Raw genomic sequence first — 18,866 nt, forward strand, 5'->3', positions numbered from 1 at the left:
ATTTTGTACTTAAAAATAAATAAAGCACCATTTTCTTTTTATGATTTAACAATTTATATTTCATCTCCACTAAATTACAATATCGAAGATATAAACAATAAATTTTTAATAAGCAATATTCTTTCTTTATATTACGAGGAGATAAATAATATTTTTTATAAAGTTTATCCGAGAATTATTCGTATTGATAATAATTTTTATAGCATTCTTTACATTGATGCTATCAACGAAAAATATATAGATGGTAAACTTAAAATAAAGGAATTCTTATCATTAGATGAAAAATCTTTCTATAATAAGTTACTTGAAGCTAAAAATAAACAAATTCAAAAAATAACTAGATATCATAGTAATCCTCTCAACTATACTAGAAGTTTGATTAAAGATCAGCTATTTAATGATTTACTTATTGGAACTCAAAGACACGGTAGTATTAATGGAATAAATGAAGAAATAAATATAGATTTATTATATGAATATTTTATGAAAATTAGGGAAGATAAAAATATTTTTTGTGAAATTAAAGAAAATAATATAAAAATGAGAAAAAATAACATTTTTAATTCTAAGTTAAATACTATACAAAAAAAAGATATAGCCATTAAAAAAAATTCTTTAAACGGTCAACAAATTAATACAATTTGTTTTTACTTTAAAGAATCCAATTCACATAGTAAGTATATATTAGGGCCAATGATTCAATGTCTATTATCACAATATGGTCATTCGCTATTATTCAAAACTCTTAGAATTAATAATTTTCAACTTTATCATTTTGAAGCTCATTTTGATGAAGATACAGACCTTTTATTTATTCAATTTACATCTGAAAAGAATCAAATAAAAGAAATTTATAAATCTATTATTTATTCATTTCATAACTTAAAATTGAATGAAAATATTTTAAATGAATTAAAAGTATTTTTATCTAATGAATATCGATATAAGTTTCAAAAAAAGTATGGTCTTGTGAACTTTTATTTAAAATGTGGCAATTCAATCGAATATATGAATAATATATTTGAAGTTATAGAAAATGTCACTTTGGATGAATTAATTAAATACCTTAGTGATAGTGATTTAATTCTTATAAAAGAAGAGGACAATCTATGAATATAAATCGACTATTATTCCAAAAAATGGATGAAAATACAACAAATTCAACTTACAATGGTATAATCACTACCTCATACCATAATAGCCACTCTTTCATTAATAACATTAGTGTCGTAGTAAATATTGGTGGTCTTCAATCAACACCAGGAGCTGCTCATTTTCTAGAACATATGAAATTTTGGTATAATAATACAAATTTATACGATACTATGAATAAATTACAAACGGTATTAAATGCAACAACGTCTGAATTTACAACTGATTTTTCACTATGTTGTACAAAAAATCAAATAACCATTTCAATAAATCATTTACTAAAAAGTTTATATAATCATACATTTTCTATAGATATATTCGAAAAAGAGAAAAAAGTCATTATTAATGAAATTAAGGGTTATGATTTACTAATCTCTGATAAAGAACAATTAAATTTCATTAGAAAAATTATTGGGAGAATTCCTGAGGTGAAATCTCTAACAATTGAAGAACTATCTAAATTATCTATCAAAAATTATCAAAAAAATAATACTCATATCTACATATATGGCGATATGAGTATTGATAACGAAGAATCTACTTCAAATAATTACAATAACGGAGTTCTTCATATTCCAATCAAATTTATCGATAAAGAATGCACTATCTCAGGAAAAAATATAGAAATAATTATTAAAGTTTTATATTTAACGTTCTGTGGAGATTTTAATTTTACATATCATGGTAGGTATATTAAAACCAATCAGGCTTATAGAAAGCTAAGTAAGATACATTTTGATAATGATGATTATTTGATTTTTAAAAATAATTCATTTAAGAGAGTAGTGGACTTACTTGAGGATCCAAATAGTGCTTTAAGATTTTTAGAGTTTTTCAAAATACAAAAAGGTGATTTCTCAAGATTTTATGACTGTATGTCTAACTCACTTAAGTTAGAAACACTATTAGATAATTTAATAACGGAAGTTAATTAATTATGAAAATTCGCTATATACTCTTACCTTTTTTGATCTTATCTATTATGTATTATACTTTTGAACTTGATACTTATTTTTATAAAAGTTTAGACACATTACTTAATTCTAAGAGACATTCTTATAATTTATTCTTTTTATTTTGTATATTATTATCTTTGATACTTTTTCCACTTCAATCAAAATTTTTTAATATCGTTTATAATATGTCATGTATTAATAAAGAATATTCAAAATTAAAAAAAGAAGATAATTTAATGGAAATAAATAAAATTCTATTAAAGTATAAAATTCCTACCAAGAATAAAATTTTTTGTTTATTAATTACTAATGTTATCTCTTGGGGTATTGGCTTAAAAGTTATTGCATATTTTGAACTAAATTTAAATATATATGTATCGTATATTCTTTCATCAATATTTTTCATATGCAGTCTATACAATATATCCTCTATATTTAAATCCAAAATTAAAAACAGAATATATTTATTCTCTATTACGCTATTTCTTTCTCTATCTGTATTAATAATTTTAAATAGTGAAGAAATAATTTTTATATTAATACAATCTATATTCTTAAAACTTTATGCATTACTTTATTTAAAAGAATGATACTATGTCAAGAAAGACAAAGAAATTTGAATTTTGCTTTCATCCTCCCGCGCTACCGCTTGCTGGCCCTGATAAAAAAAGAAAGCAGGAATTATTCGCAGAACGAATAAATTCCTGCTTCTTATTTTACAAAATTAATCTTCCATCGTAGATAAATCACCTGTTGGTAAATTTAACTCCCACGCCTTTAACACTCGACGCATGATCTTACCACTGCGCGTTTTTGGTAGCTTATCCTTAAATTCGATTTCACGAGGTGCTGCGTGTGCGGATAAGCCCCTCTTAACAAAATTACGAATATTCTCAGTCAATGCATCTGAAGGTTCTACACCCTCACGTAAGGATACAAACGCTTTAATAATTTCACCTCGCACAGGATCTGGTTTGCCAATCACCCCTGCCTCGACGATATCAGGATGCTCTAGTAGCTTACTTTCTACCTCGAAAGGACCTACCCGCTCACCAGCTGTCATAATAACATCATCTATACGCCCTTGGAACCAGAAGTAACCATCATCATCCATATAGGCAGAGTCCCCAGTCACGTACCATTCACCTTTTAAGAAATAGGATTCATAACGCTCTGGATTTCCCCAAATTTGACGCATCATCGCTGGCCAACCACGTCGGATTGCTAGATTTCCCATTGTAAAAGGCGGTACTTCATTACCAGCGTCATCAACAATCGTCGCATGAATACCTGGTAATGGCTTACCCATTGAACCTGGCTTAATATCCATAGAAGGATAGTTACAAATCATATGCGCACCCGTCTCTGTCATCCACCACGTATCATGAATACGGTGACCTAGCTCATCAGTCCCCCAACGAATGACCTCTGGATTTAACGGCTCACCAACAGATAAAATATGACGTACCGAAGATAGATCATAGTTCTCAAGCATACCACTACCAGCACCCATTAACATTCTGAAAGCAGTTGGTGCACTATACCAAACTGTTACACTATAATCCTGAATAGCTTGGTACCAAGCTTGTGGTGAAAATCTCCCACCCACAATTAGCATAGTGACACCATTTAACCATGGACCAAAAATGCCATATGCTGTGCCTGTCACCCATCCTGGATCAGCCGTACACCAGTAGATATCGTCTTCTCGCAAATCTAATACCCATTGTGTTGATTGATATTGTTGAAGCATTGCATTATGAACATGTAATACTCCCTTTGGTGCCCCTGTTGATCCAGACGTATAATGAAGAATCATCCCATCCTCTCTGTCCACCCATTCAATGTCAAATTGAGAAGATGCTTCTTTCAAGCGTCTATTAAAATCTAAAATTTGTGTTGTTTCCTCTATATCAGACCCTACTAAAAAGACTTGCTGCAAATGTGGTAGTTTTTCTAAAGGTACACGTCCAAGTAACTCTGGTGTTGTCACTAATACTTTAGCTTCACTATCTGCAAGTCTGTCATAAACAGCACCTTCCATAAATGCCTCGAATAACGGACCTACGATTACGCCCATTTTCAAAGCGCCTAATAAAGAAAAATAAAGCTCCGGTGAACGGGGCATAAAAATAAATAATCGATCACCTTTTTCTAAATTTGTTACTGCCTTAAAAACATTTGCAGCTTTATTTGTCAGCTTCTTCATTTCATTGAAAGAATAAGCCTCTTTACGTTTTCCATCATTAAAATAAAGTGCAACTTTGTTTTTCCGATGTGTTTCTGTATGACGGTCAATTGCCTCGTATGCCATATTCACAAGCCCTGTTTCATACCAACTAAATCCCTTTTCTGTCTCTGCCCAATCATGTGTTGCCGCAGCTTTTTCATAGTCAAGCAAATTATATTGTCCCGGTAAAGCATTCAACTTCTCCAACATTTTCATCCCCATGAAACTACCCCTCTCTTTGCTATCGCCTTAGTACATTAGTAAGCAAATTTCAAATCATAATTTCATCATTTTCCCCCTTCAAAATCCGCCACCATCCCCAAAGACAAATACGTTATGCAGCAATTGTTATACAACAGTTTAGGTAGTATAAAATTAGTGAATGCTTATTCACACTGCATTCATCTGTTGAATAACAGTTGCAATATACATATATTTTACACGAATTCACCAAGAATGTCTTAATATTTTCATTTTTCTAAAAACACAGGTATATTTTGCAATAAATAACGTTTTTCCGCAGGAAATCAGCTATAATGGAATTATTAAACTCAGGTGGTGTAATCATGGAACATAAAAGAACTTTTTTTTCTGTCACAAAGGAAACAAAGCATGGTACTGTGTATGTGGAAGGACCTGTTCCTCCAGAAAAATTAGCTACATATTCATTCCACGAAGGCTTGGTTGCTTTTAGACCTCCAAAGCAACAACAGCAAGCCATTATAGAAATTGCAGGGCTTCCTGAAGGACGAATTATTATTATTCGAAATGAAAACATTATTGTAGGCTACGTCACTTACTTATATCCCGATCCACTTGAGCGATGGGCGGAAGATCGAATTGATAACATGATTGAGCTAGGTGCTATTGAAGTCATTCCAGAATATCGTGGTACAGGTGCTGGCAAGGCACTACTAGCCGTGTCTTTTATGGGAGATGAAATGGAAGATTATCTTGTTATCACTACCGAATATTATTGGCATTGGGACTTAAAAGGGACTGGTTTAAATGTTTGGGATTATCGCAAAATGATGGAGAAAATGATGGGCTCTGCCAACTTCGAATATTTTGCTACAGATGACCCTGAAATTACATCACATCCTGCTAACTGCTTGATGGCACGTGAAGGAAAACGCGTGCCCCCTGAGACAATGGAAAGATTTGATAGACTTCGTTTTAGAAATCGCTTCATGTATTAAAACCAACACAAGGGGATGAGTATATGATCGTAGAAGAAATTATGAATGATGAGCCTCACACACTGGCTCCGACAAATACAGTCGTTGAAGCACTGAAATTAATGCGTGAGAAAAAAGTACGTCATTTGCCAGTTGTAGATGAGGAACATCACGTTCTCGGGGTTATCACAGAAAGAGATATAAAAGAGGCTTTACCTTCCTCATTACGGGATGAACCTAACTCTCCAGTTTTTAATGCAAAAGTGGAAGAAATTATGATTAAAAATCCACTTGTCGGTCATCCACTTGATTTCGTAGAAGAAGTAGCTCTTACTTTTTATGAATCCAAAATAGGATGTTTACCCATTGTCTCTGGAGGGAAATTAGTTGGGATTGTAACTACTACAGATTTACTCTATACATATATAGAGTTAACAGGCGCCACTGAACCTGGCTCAAAAATTGAAATTCGTGTAGCCGATACGCCAGGAATATTATTTGAAGTCACAAAAATTTTTAGCGAACATCATGCAAATGTCCAAAGTGTCTTAGTTTATCCTGACTCTGAAAATACGCAAAATAAAATATTAAGTGTCCGAGTAAAAACCCTGAATCCACTAGCTATGATTGAAAAACTTCGTAAAGAAGGCTTTGATGTATTATGGCCAAATTTACCAGGTGTTTCATTACAATGAAAAAAGCAGTATTTGTTTACTCGCCAGAGCAACTCGGATATAAATTTTCAGATACTCATCCTTTCAATCATAAACGCTTGACACTTACAATGGATTTGCTAAAGAATATTGATGCTCTTACTGATTTTGATATCGTTCCAGCTCGTGTCGCTACAGAGGAAGAGCTTTTACTTGCACATGATCAAAAATATATTGATATCGTTAAAAGAGCAGGTCATGGCGAGCTCTCAGAGGCACTATGTGAAAGCTATGGCATCGGTACTGAAGATACACCCATTTTTAAAAATATGCATGAAGCAAGTGCACAGCTTGTCGGTGGAACGTTAACAGCTGTCGATTATGTTATGGAAGGAAAGGCCGAGCACGCCCTCAATCTAGGTGGAGGGCTACATCATGGCTTCCGTGGCCGTGCATCGGGTTTTTGTATTTATAACGATAGTTCTGTAGCCATTCGCTATTTGCAGGAAAAATACAATGCTCGTGTACTTTATGTAGATACCGATGCCCATCATGGGGATGGAGTGCAATGGAGTTTTTATGAAGATCCAGATGTTTGTACATTATCTATTCATGAAACAGGTCGTTATCTTTTTCCCGGAACTGGTAATATTACGGAACGTGGAAATGGACAGGGTTATGGCACTTCTTTTAATTTTCCAATTGATGCTTTTACGGAAGATGAGAGTTTCCTAGAAATATATGAAAAAGCTATGCGAGAAGTCTTTGAATTTTTCAAGCCGGATGTTGTGCTTACACAAAACGGCGCAGATGCACATTTTTTTGATCCATTAACACATTTATATGGGACAATGAATATTTATCGGGAAATTCCAAAACTTGCACATAAATTAGCACATGAATATTGCAGGGGGAAATGGATTGCTGTTGGCGGTGGAGGCTACGATATTTGGCGCGTTGTGCCTCGCGCATGGTCTATGCTTTGGCTTGAAATGACAGATCAGCAATTACCGACAGGACCCCTCCCTCAAGCATGGTTAGATCGATGGCAGCCTGAATCACCTGTGCCTTTTATTCCAACTTGGGAGGATCCAAATCCACTATATGAGCCAATCCCTAGAAAGACTGAAATTGAAGAAAAAAACACGCAAATGCTAACCAAAGCGCTACATATTATTCGCAATGAGAACCGCGCTTAACACTATGCCTCACGACTATCGTGGGGCTTTTCGTTTGCTCTTAGTCATCTATACGTCTATATAAAAACACGTAAATCCTTAAACAGATTTACGTGTTAAGTATCGTTATTTACTTTTGACAGATTGTCGATATTCAATACGATGCGGTAAAATAACCGCTTCGTCCTCAACAGGCTCTTTGTTCATTAATTTTGTCAGCAAGCGCATTGCGACAGCTCCGATATCGTATAGTGGTAACGCGACACTTGTTAGCTGTGGACGAACCATGCGAGCTAATTTTGAATTTTCAAAGCTAATTACTTCGATATCCTCAGGTACATCTTTGCCTGCATCCTGTGCACCATGAATCAATCCAATTGCTAATTCATCACTACCTGCAAAATAAGCTGTTGGAGGATTTTCAAGTGAGGATAATGTTTCCCACGCCTCTAAGCCCATATCATAGCTCGATTCATCCGCAGCGATTAGTGATTCATCTATAGGGTAACCTGCATCTTGTAAGGCTTTTTTATAAGCTGCAAGTTTGAATTTTCCATTAATAGTATACGAAAGCGGACCTGTTACGAAAGCGATTCGCTTATGACCATTTTGAATAAGTAATGTAACCGCCTCATAAGCCGCTTGGTAATAATCAATATTAACAGTCGCAATTGTTTGTGATTCATCTACTGAACCTGCAAGTACAATCGGCACAGGAGAATGATCCATAGTTTGTTGCATTTTTTCAGTTACTTCATCACTCATCATGACAATACCGTCAACCTGTTTCCCCAGCATTGTATCCAGTAGCTGAAGCTCTTTATCTTCATGTTGGTCTGAGTTGGCTAAAATAATATTGTAACGATACATTGTTGCAATATCCTCAACACCACGTGCCAGCTCCGCATAAACATTATTTGCAATATCCGGGATAATCACGCCAACTGTTGTTGTTTTCTTACTTGCTAATCCTCGCGCTACTGCGTTTGGACGATACTCTAATCGTTCAATTACTTCTAATACTTTTTTTCGTGTTGCCGGTTTTACGTTTTGATTACCATTGACTACACGAGAAACAGTTGCCATTGAAACATTTGCTTCTCTTGCAACATCATAAATTGTAACAGTCATCGTACGTGCCTCCCTTTTTCCTTTAATAGCCTTATCATACGATAATTTTCATATTCTTTTCAAGAAGCAGTATGTATATGCAAAGAAAAACCAAGTACAAGTAGTACTCTTCTAGACATTATTTTGTCACTATATAGTAAACACCACCTGCCGATTAAAGCAAGCGGTGTTTATCAACATATCAATTATGCCCCGACAAATTATGTCTGGAATCGGCTTTGGGCCAACAGATGCTTTTTGCGCGAAAGCGTAGTGCTAACGTAGCGGCAGCACCGTGTTTTTGTCTGTGCGAAAGCGAAGCGACAGCAACACAACACCGATGTTGGTCATTCAGCCGTTGCCACAGGACGTGGCGTTTTTAGACTGAGTTCCTCTATTTCAGCGGGTGTTTGGACACCCGCTGAAAAGTAACTTAAATCTGTATTCTATCTCACCAGCTATAGAGGCGGGGGACTTCTGTACCTGTCGCTACGCTTTCGGTACAGAAAATAATTGCTGAAAAAAGTTAAGCATTGATTTCATGGTTCTTCATGAAAGTTTGTAGTGTTTGGTAGAACGCATCAAATGTTGGAATATCCATTTGTTGTTGTGAATCTGAAAGTGCTACAGATGGATCTGGATGCACCTCTGCCATGACGCCATCAGCTCCAATAGCAATTGCCGCCTTAGCACATGGTAATAGTAAATCACGACGACCTGTTGAATGCGTAACGTCTACAAATACTGGTAAATGCGTTTCTTGTTTTAAAATTGGTACAGCAGAAATATCTAATGTGTTACGTGTTGCTTTTTCGTAAGTACGAATACCACGCTCACAAAGAATGATGTTTTCATTTCCTTTAGACATAATGTATTCTGCTGCGTGAATGAATTCATCTATTGTCGCTGCTAAGCCTCGTTTTAAAAGGACAGGTTTATTTGTTGCACCCGCTGCTTTTAATAATTCGAAGTTTTGCATATTACGTGCACCAATTTGGATAACATCGATGTAATCTAATGCTTCCTCTAAATGACCTGGTGTAACAATTTCCGTAATAACGCCTAAACCGTATTCCTCTGACACACGTTTTAAAATTTTAAGTCCTTCTAACCCTAGACCTTGGAAGTCATATGGAGAAGTACGTGGCTTATAAGCACCACCACGAATTAATTTTTCACCTTTTGCTTTAATAGATTCTGCTACCGCTGCTACTTGTTCGTATGACTCTACAGCACAAGGTCCAAATACGAAAGATGGTTTTCCTTGTCCAATTAGCTCACCATTTATATTAATGACAGTATCTTCTGATTTTTTCTTGCGGGATACAAGTAACTCTTTTTTCTTGTCTGCTTCAAGTTGTTTTAAAGCTGTTTTAAAAATTTGTTTAAATATATAATCTACCGTCATTTGGTTTAATGGACCTTGATTGTGTTCTTTAATAAGATCAAGCATGTGTCGTTCACGCAATGGATCATAGCGAATCACACCTTGTTTTTCTTTAATCTTACCGATTTCATCAACTACTGCTGCTCGTTCGTTAATTAGACGAAGAATTTCTAAGTTCAAACCGTCAATTTGACTACGTAAGCTTTCTAAATCTTTTTGGCTCATGCTTTCTTGCTCCTCTCCTAATGACAGACACTTTCAGAACTCTGAAATGTATGTTACATTTTTAGATAATAGCAACATTATAATCAATGTTGCACAGAATGTCACGTATTTTTAATTTAGCGCTTCAACTCGCTAAATTATATAATTATATTAACATATTACGAGAAAGGAAGCGAGTACATTGAGTTCAAAATTATTTGCACTTGATATCGGTACACGTTCTGTAGTAGGAATTATTTTAGCAGAAGATAATGACCACTTTCACGTGGAAGACATTTTAGTAAAAGAACATAAAGAACGCGCCATGGTAGATGGTCAAATACATAATGTCATGTATGTGGCAGATTTAATCAATGAAATTAAACATCAACTTGAAGAGAAGCATGGTCCTTTAACAAAAGTGAGTGTCGCTGCCGCTGGTCGCTCTTTGAAAACAGAACAAGCAAGCGTGACAATCAATATTCGTAATCGGCCAATCTTTACAGAAGAAGATATAAGCCGTTTAGAACTACAAGCTGTTCAACAGGCACAACAACAGCTCCTTCAACACAAAGATGATGCTAAAATAAGCCACTATTATTGTGTTGGTTATTCAGTTCTATACTATCGTTTAGATGGAGAAGAGATTGGTAGCCTACTCGATCAGCAAGGCGATGAAGCACAAATTGAAGTGATTGCTACGTTCTTGCCAAGAGTTGTCGTAGAATCCCTTATCGCGGCTCTTAAACGGGCGGATTTAGAGATGGATGCACTAACATTAGAACCTATTGCAGCTATTAACGTGCTTATCCCCCCAACGATGCGTCGTTTAAATGTGGCGTTAGTTGATATTGGTGCTGGTACATCTGATATTGCCATTACCGATAAAAGTACTGTTGTCGCGTATGGCATGGTACCAACAGCTGGTGATGAAATAACAGAAGCATTAAGTGACCATTATTTACTCGACTTCCCAGTTGCCGAACAAGCGAAACGACAACTGCAAACAGCAGAAGAAATATTAATTCAGGATATTTTAGGCTTTGATCAATATTATCCGAAAGAGGAAGTTCTTCAAGCAATTGATCCTGCTGTCAAGCAACTGGCGAAAGCCATTGGAGAAGAAATATTACGTCTTAATAATCAGTCAGCTCCTAAAGCGGTAATGCTTGTTGGTGGAGGTAGCTTAACACCCAAACTTACAACTGAACTTGGACTTATACTAAATTTACCTGCCAATCGCATTGCTGTTCGAGGGATTGACGCTATTCAAAACTTAACAAAGGAAGATCATATTAAAGCATCTCCTGAATTAGTGACTCCAATTGGTATTGCCATTGCGGCAAAAAAAACGCCTATTCAATATATGAGTCTAACTGTCAATGAACAAGTAGTGCGCCTTTTTGAATTAAAAGAAATGACTGTTGCTGATGCATTTTTAGCAGCCAATATTCGAGCAAAGCAGTTATATGGAAAACCAGGGCATGGACTATCAGTGAATGTAAATGGACAAGATATTTTCATTCCTGGTGGTCACGGTCAACCGGCAGAAATTTTAGTGAACGGCCACCAAGCATCCACTAAAACAATGATTAAAACAGGTGATGCCATCCAGCTAATTGAAGGCCAAGACGGTCAGCAAGCTAATGCTACGGTGAGAGATATTGTAGATGATGCTGCCATTAAAACCGTTACGATTCAAGAAACAAAATATGTAATTGAGCCACAAATAACTGTTAATGGTTCCCCTGCATCACTCGATAGTGCATTAAATGATCGAGATGTTGTGATGTTTGAAATAGCTGAAACAGTCGAGGATGTATTTAAGCTCACAAATAATTGGGCGTTATTAAAACAATTTGAGTCATTTTATATTCAAGTGGATGGAAAGCCACTTTATTTACCAGATTTTTCAGCTCATTTAATGATTAATAGTAAACCATCAAAAATGTCATATGCTGTACAAGATGGTGATGTACTTACATTTCAGCAACAAACATACCCTACCGTTCAACGGATTGCTGACCAAATGAGTGTTTTACTTGAGGATAAAATCATCATACACTTTCAAAACGAGGTAGTAGAGCTAAAAAAAATGGCTAACGAAGTTCTCGTAAATCAAGTAGTGGTATCACCTCATTCAACCGTTCCAAATGGGGCCGCTATTTCATTTAAAGAGAAAGACCGAAGTCGTTGGATATACCAGGATGTGTTCCGTTTCTCTAATTGGCAACTGCCTACTACTTTTAAAGGTAATTTTACGATTTTACGAAATGGTCAACCAGCAACCTTCGATATGGAGATTTTCGGTGGAGATAAACTAGAAATTTTACTAGAAAAAGCGCCTATATCTTAAAAAAAGGGATACGATACATCGTTGTCAGATGTATCGTATCCCTTTTATCTATTACGCGCGAACTTCTTCACTTTTTTCTTCAGCTTGTTCCTTTTTTTCACTAGCATCCTGTGCTTCAGGTTCTTCGCTAGGAATGAAATCCTCCAGTGGCTCTTCACCCTCGAAAGAAACAGTACCATCGTCAAAAACAGTTGGTGCCTTTGCTGATTTTAATGTTTTTACTTTCTCTACTAATTGTGTAGATTGTTCTTGAATTTGTTTAGATAATTGAACGGTTTTATCTTTTGCAGTTGTCGAGAAATCTGCACTCTTATCTTTTAAGTTAACAGCTTGTACTGCTACATCGCTAAGTAAATCTTTTCCTGATTTCGGAGCTAGTAATAAGCCAGCAGCTGCACCTACAATACCCCCAACTAATGCACCAATAACGAAATCCTTCATGTTCACTCGCTCCTCTTCATAAATCGATTCTTGCGGATGATAAAGCTGCGGCAATGAACTTTCAAGTTGTTGTTCCTTCACTTCATTAAAATTCGGCTTTTGAGTTGTCATGCAACAATTCCTCCCCATCTTATTATCTAATTTGCCTAGACTGGTTGTCCATCTGCTTTTGCGGATGCATTCTTCAACTTATGCCTAAGACTTTATTTTTATTCAGCTGGCATTAACGCCTACCGAACAATAATTATTTTTTACGGCCCCATTTTCTTTTCGATTTCTCAGTTTGCGCTGCTTCAAAAGGATAAACATCATCTTGAATCGCCTCATTGGCTTGTTCGATAATTTTACGTTTTTTCCACTTATCAGCAATGCCGATTGCGACATTACTCCACTGAACAACCTGTGCAATTTTTTCTTCATTTTGTTCCACACTTGTAGAAATTGAAGAAGTAATTTGCTGTACAGATTTATTTAAACCATTCACAGAGTCGCCAATCCCTTTGACTGCATGAACAACAGAATTTAACTGTTCAGATTTTTCTTGAATATCTTCTGCCAAGCTATTTGTTTTAGTTAGTAAGGAAGTCGTTTCACGTGTAATACCTTCCATTTGACCTTCTATACCTGATAATGTTCCTGCTAAACTGTTAAGGATTGGTTTGAGCGAAATTAATGTCATTCCTACACTCACACAAAAAATTAAAAAACCGATTGCTGCGATGATTGCTGCAATATACAAAATAACTTCCATAATTAGACCTCCTGCAAGTACAAATTCTCTTTACTATTCATTTCCTTATTTTCGACAAAAAAAACGGAATCCCTTCTCATTTTTGAGAAAAAACAGCTTATTCCTTGCGGACTAAGCTGTTTCGTTGTTCTTTAGCACGTCTTCAAAAGCATCCTGGAATTTGTGAACATCGCCAGCGCCCATAAATAAAAATACTGCGCCTTTATGCTTTGTCAACACATCGATTCCTTCAGTGGTAATCACTGCACTGCCTTCAATTAAAGACGCTAAATCTTGGATTGAAAGTGCGCCTTGTGTTTCCCTTGCAGAGCCAAATATATCACATAAATATGCTGTATCTGCAAGACTTAGACTATCTGCGAAATCCTGTAAAAAAGCTTGTGTACGTGTAAATGTATGTGGTTGGAAAATAGCTACTAGCTCACGATCCGGAAATTTTTGTCGTGCCGATTGAACCGTTGCACGGATTTCAGTTGGATGGTGTGCATAGTCATCTATTAAAACATTATTCCCAATTTCCGTTTCTGTAAAACGTCTTTTCACACCTTTATATGTGTTTAAACGTTCTTGAACGATGTCTGGTGAAATACCTTCATATTGGCAAAGTGTAATAACAGCTAAAGTATTTAATACCGCATGATCGCCAAACAACGGGATAAAGAATGTACTATAAAATTCATTGCGGACAAATACATCAAATTTTGTACCCTTTGTTGTTTTTTCAACATTACGAGCCTCAAAATCATTTTCAGCCCCAAATCCGTAATAAACAACGGGTACTTTCGCTTGAATACGTTGTAAATGTTCATCATCACCGCAAGCAATAATGGCTTTTTTAACTTGTAATGCTAATGCTTGAAAGGCTGAATATACATCCTCTATGTTTGCAAAATAGTCAGGATGGTCAAAATCAATATTAGTCATTACTGCGTAATCGGGATTGTAAGCTAAAAAGTGTCGACGGTATTCACATGCTTCCATTACAAAGAAGTCAGCATTTTCATGCCCAGCTCCTGTTCCATCACCGATTAAATAAGAAGTTGGCTTATAACCACCTACAACATGAGACATTAAGCCTGTCGTAGATGTTTTACCATGTGCACCTGTAATAGCAATCGACGTATAATTACCAATATATTCACCTAAAAATTTATGGTAACGAATAACTTCTACACCGATTTCACGTGCACGCTCTAATTCGGGATGATCATCAGGAAATGCGTTCCCTGCAATAACTGTCATACCTTCTTTAATATTATCTGCATTAAATGAAAAAATTGAAATATTACGCTCACGTAACGGCTGTTCCGTGAAGAAATATTTATCAATATCTGAGCCCTGTACTTGTTCACCAGCATCAAATAAGATTTGTGCAAGTGAACTCATGCCAGAACCTTTAATGCCTGTGAAATGAAAAACTGTCATTAATTAAACCCCCCGGGAATTCAATATCCCTTCTATCATCTATTAGGTGTAACGTATTTTTTCACTAATTATTAGGTATTAATACCTTTGGTAGTACTAAAAAATACGTACTAATCAACACATCTTGTCTATTATAGCACTATTTATGCATAAGGATAAATGTGTAACTTTTCTAAAAAAACTAATTTCGACGTAATTAAGATAATCTATACGAAAACAATACAATTCTTATTCAAACATAGCAATTAAATCTTCTTCTGTAATATAACTTTCTCTCGGTTTACTGCCTCTTGCCTCAGACACAAAACCATGTGATTCCAACATATCGATTAAACGAGCAGCACGATTATAACCAATATGGTATTTGCGCTGAATCAAGGAAGTAGAAGCACCTCCCTGCTCATAAACAAATCGACATACATCCTCAAACAGATCATCTTGCTCAGCCGAAACTTCCGTCTTCTTTAAAAGTTCCTCTTGATCGAATATATAATCTGGCTCTCCTTGTTCACGAACATGCTCAATAATCGCTTCAATTTCATCATCTGTCACAAATGTACCCTGCAAACGCACTGGAGCAGACATACCATTGCCTAAATATAACATATCGCCCCGTCCAAGTAACCTTTCTGCACCTTGCCCATCTAAAATCGTACGCGAATCGATTTGTGAAGATACCGCGAAAGCAATACGTGTAGGAATATTTGATTTAATAAGCCCTGTAATAACGTCAACAGAAGGTCTTTGAGTTGCAACAATTAAATGGATACCACAAGCACGTGCCTTTTGCGCAATACGACAAATTGCCTCCTCTACATCTGCAGGAGACATCATCATTAAATCTGCTAATTCATCAATGACAATTAGAATATACGGTAATTTTAAGCTATGTTCATTATTTTTATCCGCAATTGCATTATAACGTGTAATATCACGTGCACCCGCATGAGCAAATAACTGATAACGACGCTCCATTTCCTCCACTGCCCATTTCAGTGCAGCTGTAGCCGCTTTAACATCTGTGATGACTGGGCTAACTAAATGTGGAATATGATTAAACGGTGCTAACTCTACCATTTTAGGATCGATGAGCATCAGTTTTAATTCATGTGGTGCAGCTTTATATAATAAGCTAACCAAAATTGAATTAATACAAACTGATTTACCAGAACCTGTAGCTCCGGCAATTAAACCATGTGGCATTTTTCGTAAATCAATGGTTACAGGCTTCCCTGTTAAATCCAGACCCAATGCTGCTTCTAACGGTGAATCTGACTCAAGGAAAGAAGCACTATTTGTCACTTCCGATAATCGAACAGCGCGAGATACACGGTTCGGAATCTCAATGCCAATTGAGCTCTTCCCAGGAATCGGCGCTTGGATGCGGATATCTTTCGCTGCCAATGCAAGCTTCAAATCATCTGATAGATTACGGATTTTACTAACCTTCGTACCATGACTCACTGTTATTTCAAATTGCGTCACGGCAGGTCCTTGCATAATCGATTCTATTTGAGCTGAGACTTGGAAATAAGACAAAGCTTCGACTAACGTATCTCCCTGTTGCTCCATCCACTCAGTATCCTGTGTTTTTTCCTCAGGTGGCTCTAAAAACTCATCATCTGGCTTTTGATACACACGCACAGGTTTTTGAGGCATTTCCATCACTTGATTTTCCACGGATGTTTCATCTGATTTAGAAGGTTGTTCTGGATATTCTTCTAGATCAACATAATTCTTCTCGGGAATCACTACATTTTCGGTAGTAAGCTCCTGATCAGTAGTTGATTCTAGTTCCGTTTCGTTAGTTACCTCTACTTCCTTGTCAGTAGTCGTTCCCATTTCCGTTTCAGTAGGTACTTCTACTTCCTTTTCGGTAATTGCTTCCATTTCCGTTTCAATAGGTACTTCTACTTCCTTTTCGGTAGACGTTCCCATTTCCGTTTCAGTAGTCGCTGAAATTTCGTCGGAGCTTTCAACATCAATCACAGTCTTTTCTAATGTCGAAACGTTCGACATTGATGCAACTGGTGCCATTGAAATGACCGACACACTTTCTGTTGTAGCATTGAATGGAGCAGTATTCGGAATAGAAACCTCGTCTTCCTTCGACGAATGTGGTGTTGCTGTATCATCCATCTCTAACTCGCTAATTTCTAAATGTATAGATTGTTGAATCTTATCTTCATTGGATGGTACTAATCGATGTTCTTCCTCTAAATGAAACGGCTCAGAAGAAGGCGCCTGTTCCTCTTGATCCTTTCCAACAATTGTAGGGGTCGGCATCGTATTTTTTAATTGCTGTCGAATTCTCCATTTCTCTTTATCTGTTTTAAGCATTAAAACATTGAATGGAACGCCACCACTTTTTTCTTTCTTTTCTTCCGGTTGCTCTTCTACAGATTGTTCTTGCAATATATCTTGCTCACGACCTTCATTCACGGATGGCTGGACTACTGTAACTTCACCAATATGGATGGTAGAATTTTCGATTTGTACTTGTTCTACAACTACTTCTTTCACATGAATTTCTGATTGATCAACCGGAAGTTGTTCAATATTCAGCTCTTGCTGAACAGCTTCTTTCACTTGGTCTTCAAATTCTACGGCAAAAGAAGTTGTTAGCGGTACAGGTAATTCCGCTGTCGTTTTATCATTAGGATGATTGGTTTCGTCTGATAATTTATCATCAAAAGTAATCGGCTTCTTAGTAAATGCTTCAATTGTTTCAGGGATTTCTAACTGTTCAGGTCCTTCTTTTTGCTCTGCGCTAATAGGCTCTTTTACTTCCAGTATATTTTCAATAGCCTCATTTGTTGTCGCTTCTTTTATAGACTCAGTTGCTGTAGGTATTTCTAACTCTTTTTTGTCGTGCTCTTCCTTCCGTTTCTCTAATAGTTGCTCAATTGGGCTCGGCTTAGTAAAACCATAGACTGGTGACGGAACATCAGTTGGTACAAAACGTTTGCGATTAGCCTGCAAATCACTTTCATCTGTTTTTTCTGATGGATACTTCGTTTCTTTAGGTGTAGTAGGCAATTCATTTTGCGCATCTCGAAAAACCAGACTTGCTTTCGAACGATTCTCCGGTTGAGGCTGACTTCGCGTAATCGTCGTTCTACCTGTTCTTTTCGTTCGATTTGCTAATAGTTCTCGAATACCTGAAACCTCAATATCATACACACTTGAATCTACAATATGATTATTTAAATGCCTCGGTAGCGATAAATCTTCAATTTGTCCGGAGGATGCATCGTCCATTTGATTGAATGCTTCTTTTAATGATGTTGGAGCTGAAAATTCCTCATCCTCAATTAACGGAAAACGAAAAGTTTTTTGCTTTGCTGCTGTTGTTTCTTTAAATGAGTTTTGTTGCTCAGATTGTTCTTCTTCATAGTCATCATAAAACTCTTCATATTCGTAATCATTGTCATCTTTATTTAAAAATTTATCCATTTGTTTTTTTAACCAATTCACATTGTTTCACTCATTTCTCTTACACTTCATTTATAGCATTAACTAAATCAATTATGCCTCGGCATAATTGCGTCCGGAATCGGCTTTGTCTTAAGCCTGCACGAGGGCCGACACGATGTCGCTCTTTCAGTAATGCCACAGGACATGGCATTTTTACCAATGCAGGTCAGTTAGCCGTTATCGCATGGATGCGATGGTTTTAGGCTAGCATCCTATAATTCTGTGACATCCGCCGGAGGCTTTGGGCTAACACGACGTTGGTCACTCAGTCATGTATTTTTGCTGCCGCTTCGCTTTCGCACAGTTAAAACCTTGTCGCTTTCGCTACAGGAAATATTTGCCGAAAGAAGTTAAATGTCTATAACAAA

At 36.3% G+C, this 18,866-nt stretch carries 13 protein-coding genes; 6 read left to right on the forward strand and 7 right to left on the reverse strand.

Features of this window, described 5'->3' with window-relative positions:
* Positions 1-1,113: insulinase family protein (locus ACFTQ7_RS18675; protein ID WP_386830344.1), on the forward strand; the 1,113-nt coding region annotated here is incomplete at its 5' end.
* Positions 1,110-2,087, forward strand: a complete 978-nt coding sequence (locus ACFTQ7_RS18680) for an insulinase family protein (RefSeq protein WP_386830345.1) — start codon at positions 1,110-1,112, stop codon at positions 2,085-2,087. The genes ACFTQ7_RS18675 and ACFTQ7_RS18680, both read left to right, overlap by 4 nt.
* Before the next feature lie 745 nt (positions 2,088-2,832).
* Here the strand turns inward: ACFTQ7_RS18680 and acsA are convergent.
* Complete coding sequence (acsA, locus tag ACFTQ7_RS18685; protein ID WP_386830346.1) at positions 2,833-4,560, reverse strand: acetate--CoA ligase; 1,728 nt, start codon at positions 4,558-4,560, stop codon at positions 2,833-2,835.
* 344 nt (positions 4,561-4,904) lie between these two features.
* On the opposite strand from acsA, the gene ACFTQ7_RS18690 reads away from it, so the two are divergent.
* The 3 genes from ACFTQ7_RS18690 to ACFTQ7_RS18700 are packed head-to-tail and all read left to right on the forward strand — an operon-like array spanning position 4,905 to position 7,368.
* Positions 4,905-5,537: a GNAT family N-acetyltransferase gene (locus ACFTQ7_RS18690; RefSeq protein ID WP_079561699.1), complete on the forward strand. Its 633-nt coding sequence runs from the start codon at positions 4,905-4,907 to the stop codon at positions 5,535-5,537.
* Positions 5,538-5,560: 23 nt separating this feature from the next.
* Positions 5,561-6,211: an acetoin utilization AcuB family protein gene (locus ACFTQ7_RS18695; protein ID WP_386830347.1), complete on the forward strand. Its 651-nt coding sequence runs from the start codon at positions 5,561-5,563 to the stop codon at positions 6,209-6,211.
* The gene (locus ACFTQ7_RS18700; protein ID WP_386830348.1) at positions 6,208-7,368 is read left to right on the forward strand and encodes an acetoin utilization protein AcuC; all 1,161 of its coding nucleotides are present in this window, start codon (positions 6,208-6,210) and stop codon (positions 7,366-7,368) included. The genes ACFTQ7_RS18695 and ACFTQ7_RS18700 overlap by 4 nt, the downstream gene beginning before the upstream one ends.
* A gap of 105 nt (positions 7,369-7,473) precedes the next feature.
* Here the strand turns inward: ACFTQ7_RS18700 and ccpA are convergent, their stop codons facing one another.
* Entirely contained in the window at positions 7,474-8,478 is a 1,005-nt protein-coding gene (ccpA, locus tag ACFTQ7_RS18705; protein ID WP_386830349.1) for a catabolite control protein A, read from the reverse strand.
* Positions 8,479-8,983: 505 nt separating this feature from the next.
* Complete coding sequence (locus ACFTQ7_RS18710) at positions 8,984-10,069, reverse strand: bifunctional 3-deoxy-7-phosphoheptulonate synthase/chorismate mutase (RefSeq protein WP_197144650.1); 1,086 nt, start codon at positions 10,067-10,069, stop codon at positions 8,984-8,986.
* A 181-nt stretch (positions 10,070-10,250) separates the two neighbouring features.
* Between ACFTQ7_RS18710 and ACFTQ7_RS18715 the strand changes: the two genes are divergently transcribed.
* Positions 10,251-12,404, forward strand: a complete 2,154-nt coding sequence (locus ACFTQ7_RS18715; RefSeq protein WP_386830350.1) for a cell division FtsA domain-containing protein — start codon at positions 10,251-10,253, stop codon at positions 12,402-12,404.
* A gap of 51 nt (positions 12,405-12,455) precedes the next feature.
* Here ACFTQ7_RS18715 and ACFTQ7_RS18720 read toward each other — a convergent pair whose 3' ends face one another.
* From ACFTQ7_RS18720 to ACFTQ7_RS18735, 4 genes are all read right to left on the reverse strand, one after another.
* Complete coding sequence (locus ACFTQ7_RS18720) at positions 12,456-12,956, reverse strand: YtxH domain-containing protein (protein WP_386830351.1); 501 nt, start codon at positions 12,954-12,956, stop codon at positions 12,456-12,458.
* Positions 12,957-13,089: 133 nt separating this feature from the next.
* On the reverse strand, positions 13,090-13,596 hold the full coding sequence (locus ACFTQ7_RS18725; RefSeq protein WP_386830352.1) for a DUF948 domain-containing protein: 507 nt from the start codon (positions 13,594-13,596) through the stop codon (positions 13,090-13,092).
* Between the two features lie 111 nt (positions 13,597-13,707).
* Entirely contained in the window at positions 13,708-15,021 is a 1,314-nt protein-coding gene (murC, locus tag ACFTQ7_RS18730; protein WP_386830353.1) for a UDP-N-acetylmuramate--L-alanine ligase, read from the reverse strand.
* Positions 15,022-15,249: 228 nt separating this feature from the next.
* Positions 15,250-18,498 (reverse strand): DNA translocase FtsK, encoded by a 3,249-nt coding sequence (locus ACFTQ7_RS18735; protein WP_386830354.1) that lies wholly within the window; start codon positions 18,496-18,498, stop codon positions 15,250-15,252.
* Positions 18,499-18,866 lie beyond the last annotated feature (368 nt).

The organism is Lysinibacillus sp. NPDC056959 (assembly GCF_042674095.1).
Taxonomy (GTDB): Bacteria; Bacillota; Bacilli; order Bacillales_A; family Planococcaceae; genus Lysinibacillus; species Lysinibacillus zambalensis.

Excerpts from the sequence above, each read along its gene's own strand:
- ACFTQ7_RS18680 (WP_386830345.1), top strand. The coding sequence starts at position 1,110 with ATGAATATAAATCGACTATTATTCCAAAAAATGGATGAAAATACAACA.
- acsA (WP_386830346.1), bottom strand. The coding sequence starts at position 4,560 with ATGGGGATGAAAATGTTGGAGAAGTTGAATGCTTTACCGGGACAATAT.
- ACFTQ7_RS18690 (WP_079561699.1), top strand. The coding sequence starts at position 4,905 with ATGGAACATAAAAGAACTTTTTTTTCTGTCACAAAGGAAACAAAGCAT.
- ACFTQ7_RS18695 (WP_386830347.1), top strand. The coding sequence starts at position 5,561 with ATGATCGTAGAAGAAATTATGAATGATGAGCCTCACACACTGGCTCCG.
- ACFTQ7_RS18700 (WP_386830348.1), top strand. The coding sequence starts at position 6,208 with ATGAAAAAAGCAGTATTTGTTTACTCGCCAGAGCAACTCGGATATAAA.
- ccpA (WP_386830349.1), bottom strand. The coding sequence starts at position 8,478 with ATGACTGTTACAATTTATGATGTTGCAAGAGAAGCAAATGTTTCAATG.
- ACFTQ7_RS18710 (WP_197144650.1), bottom strand. The coding sequence starts at position 10,069 with ATGAGCCAAAAAGATTTAGAAAGCTTACGTAGTCAAATTGACGGTTTG.
- ACFTQ7_RS18720 (WP_386830351.1), bottom strand. The coding sequence starts at position 12,956 with ATGACAACTCAAAAGCCGAATTTTAATGAAGTGAAGGAACAACAACTT.
- ACFTQ7_RS18725 (WP_386830352.1), bottom strand. The coding sequence starts at position 13,596 with ATGGAAGTTATTTTGTATATTGCAGCAATCATCGCAGCAATCGGTTTT.
- murC (WP_386830353.1), bottom strand. The coding sequence starts at position 15,021 with ATGACAGTTTTTCATTTCACAGGCATTAAAGGTTCTGGCATGAGTTCA.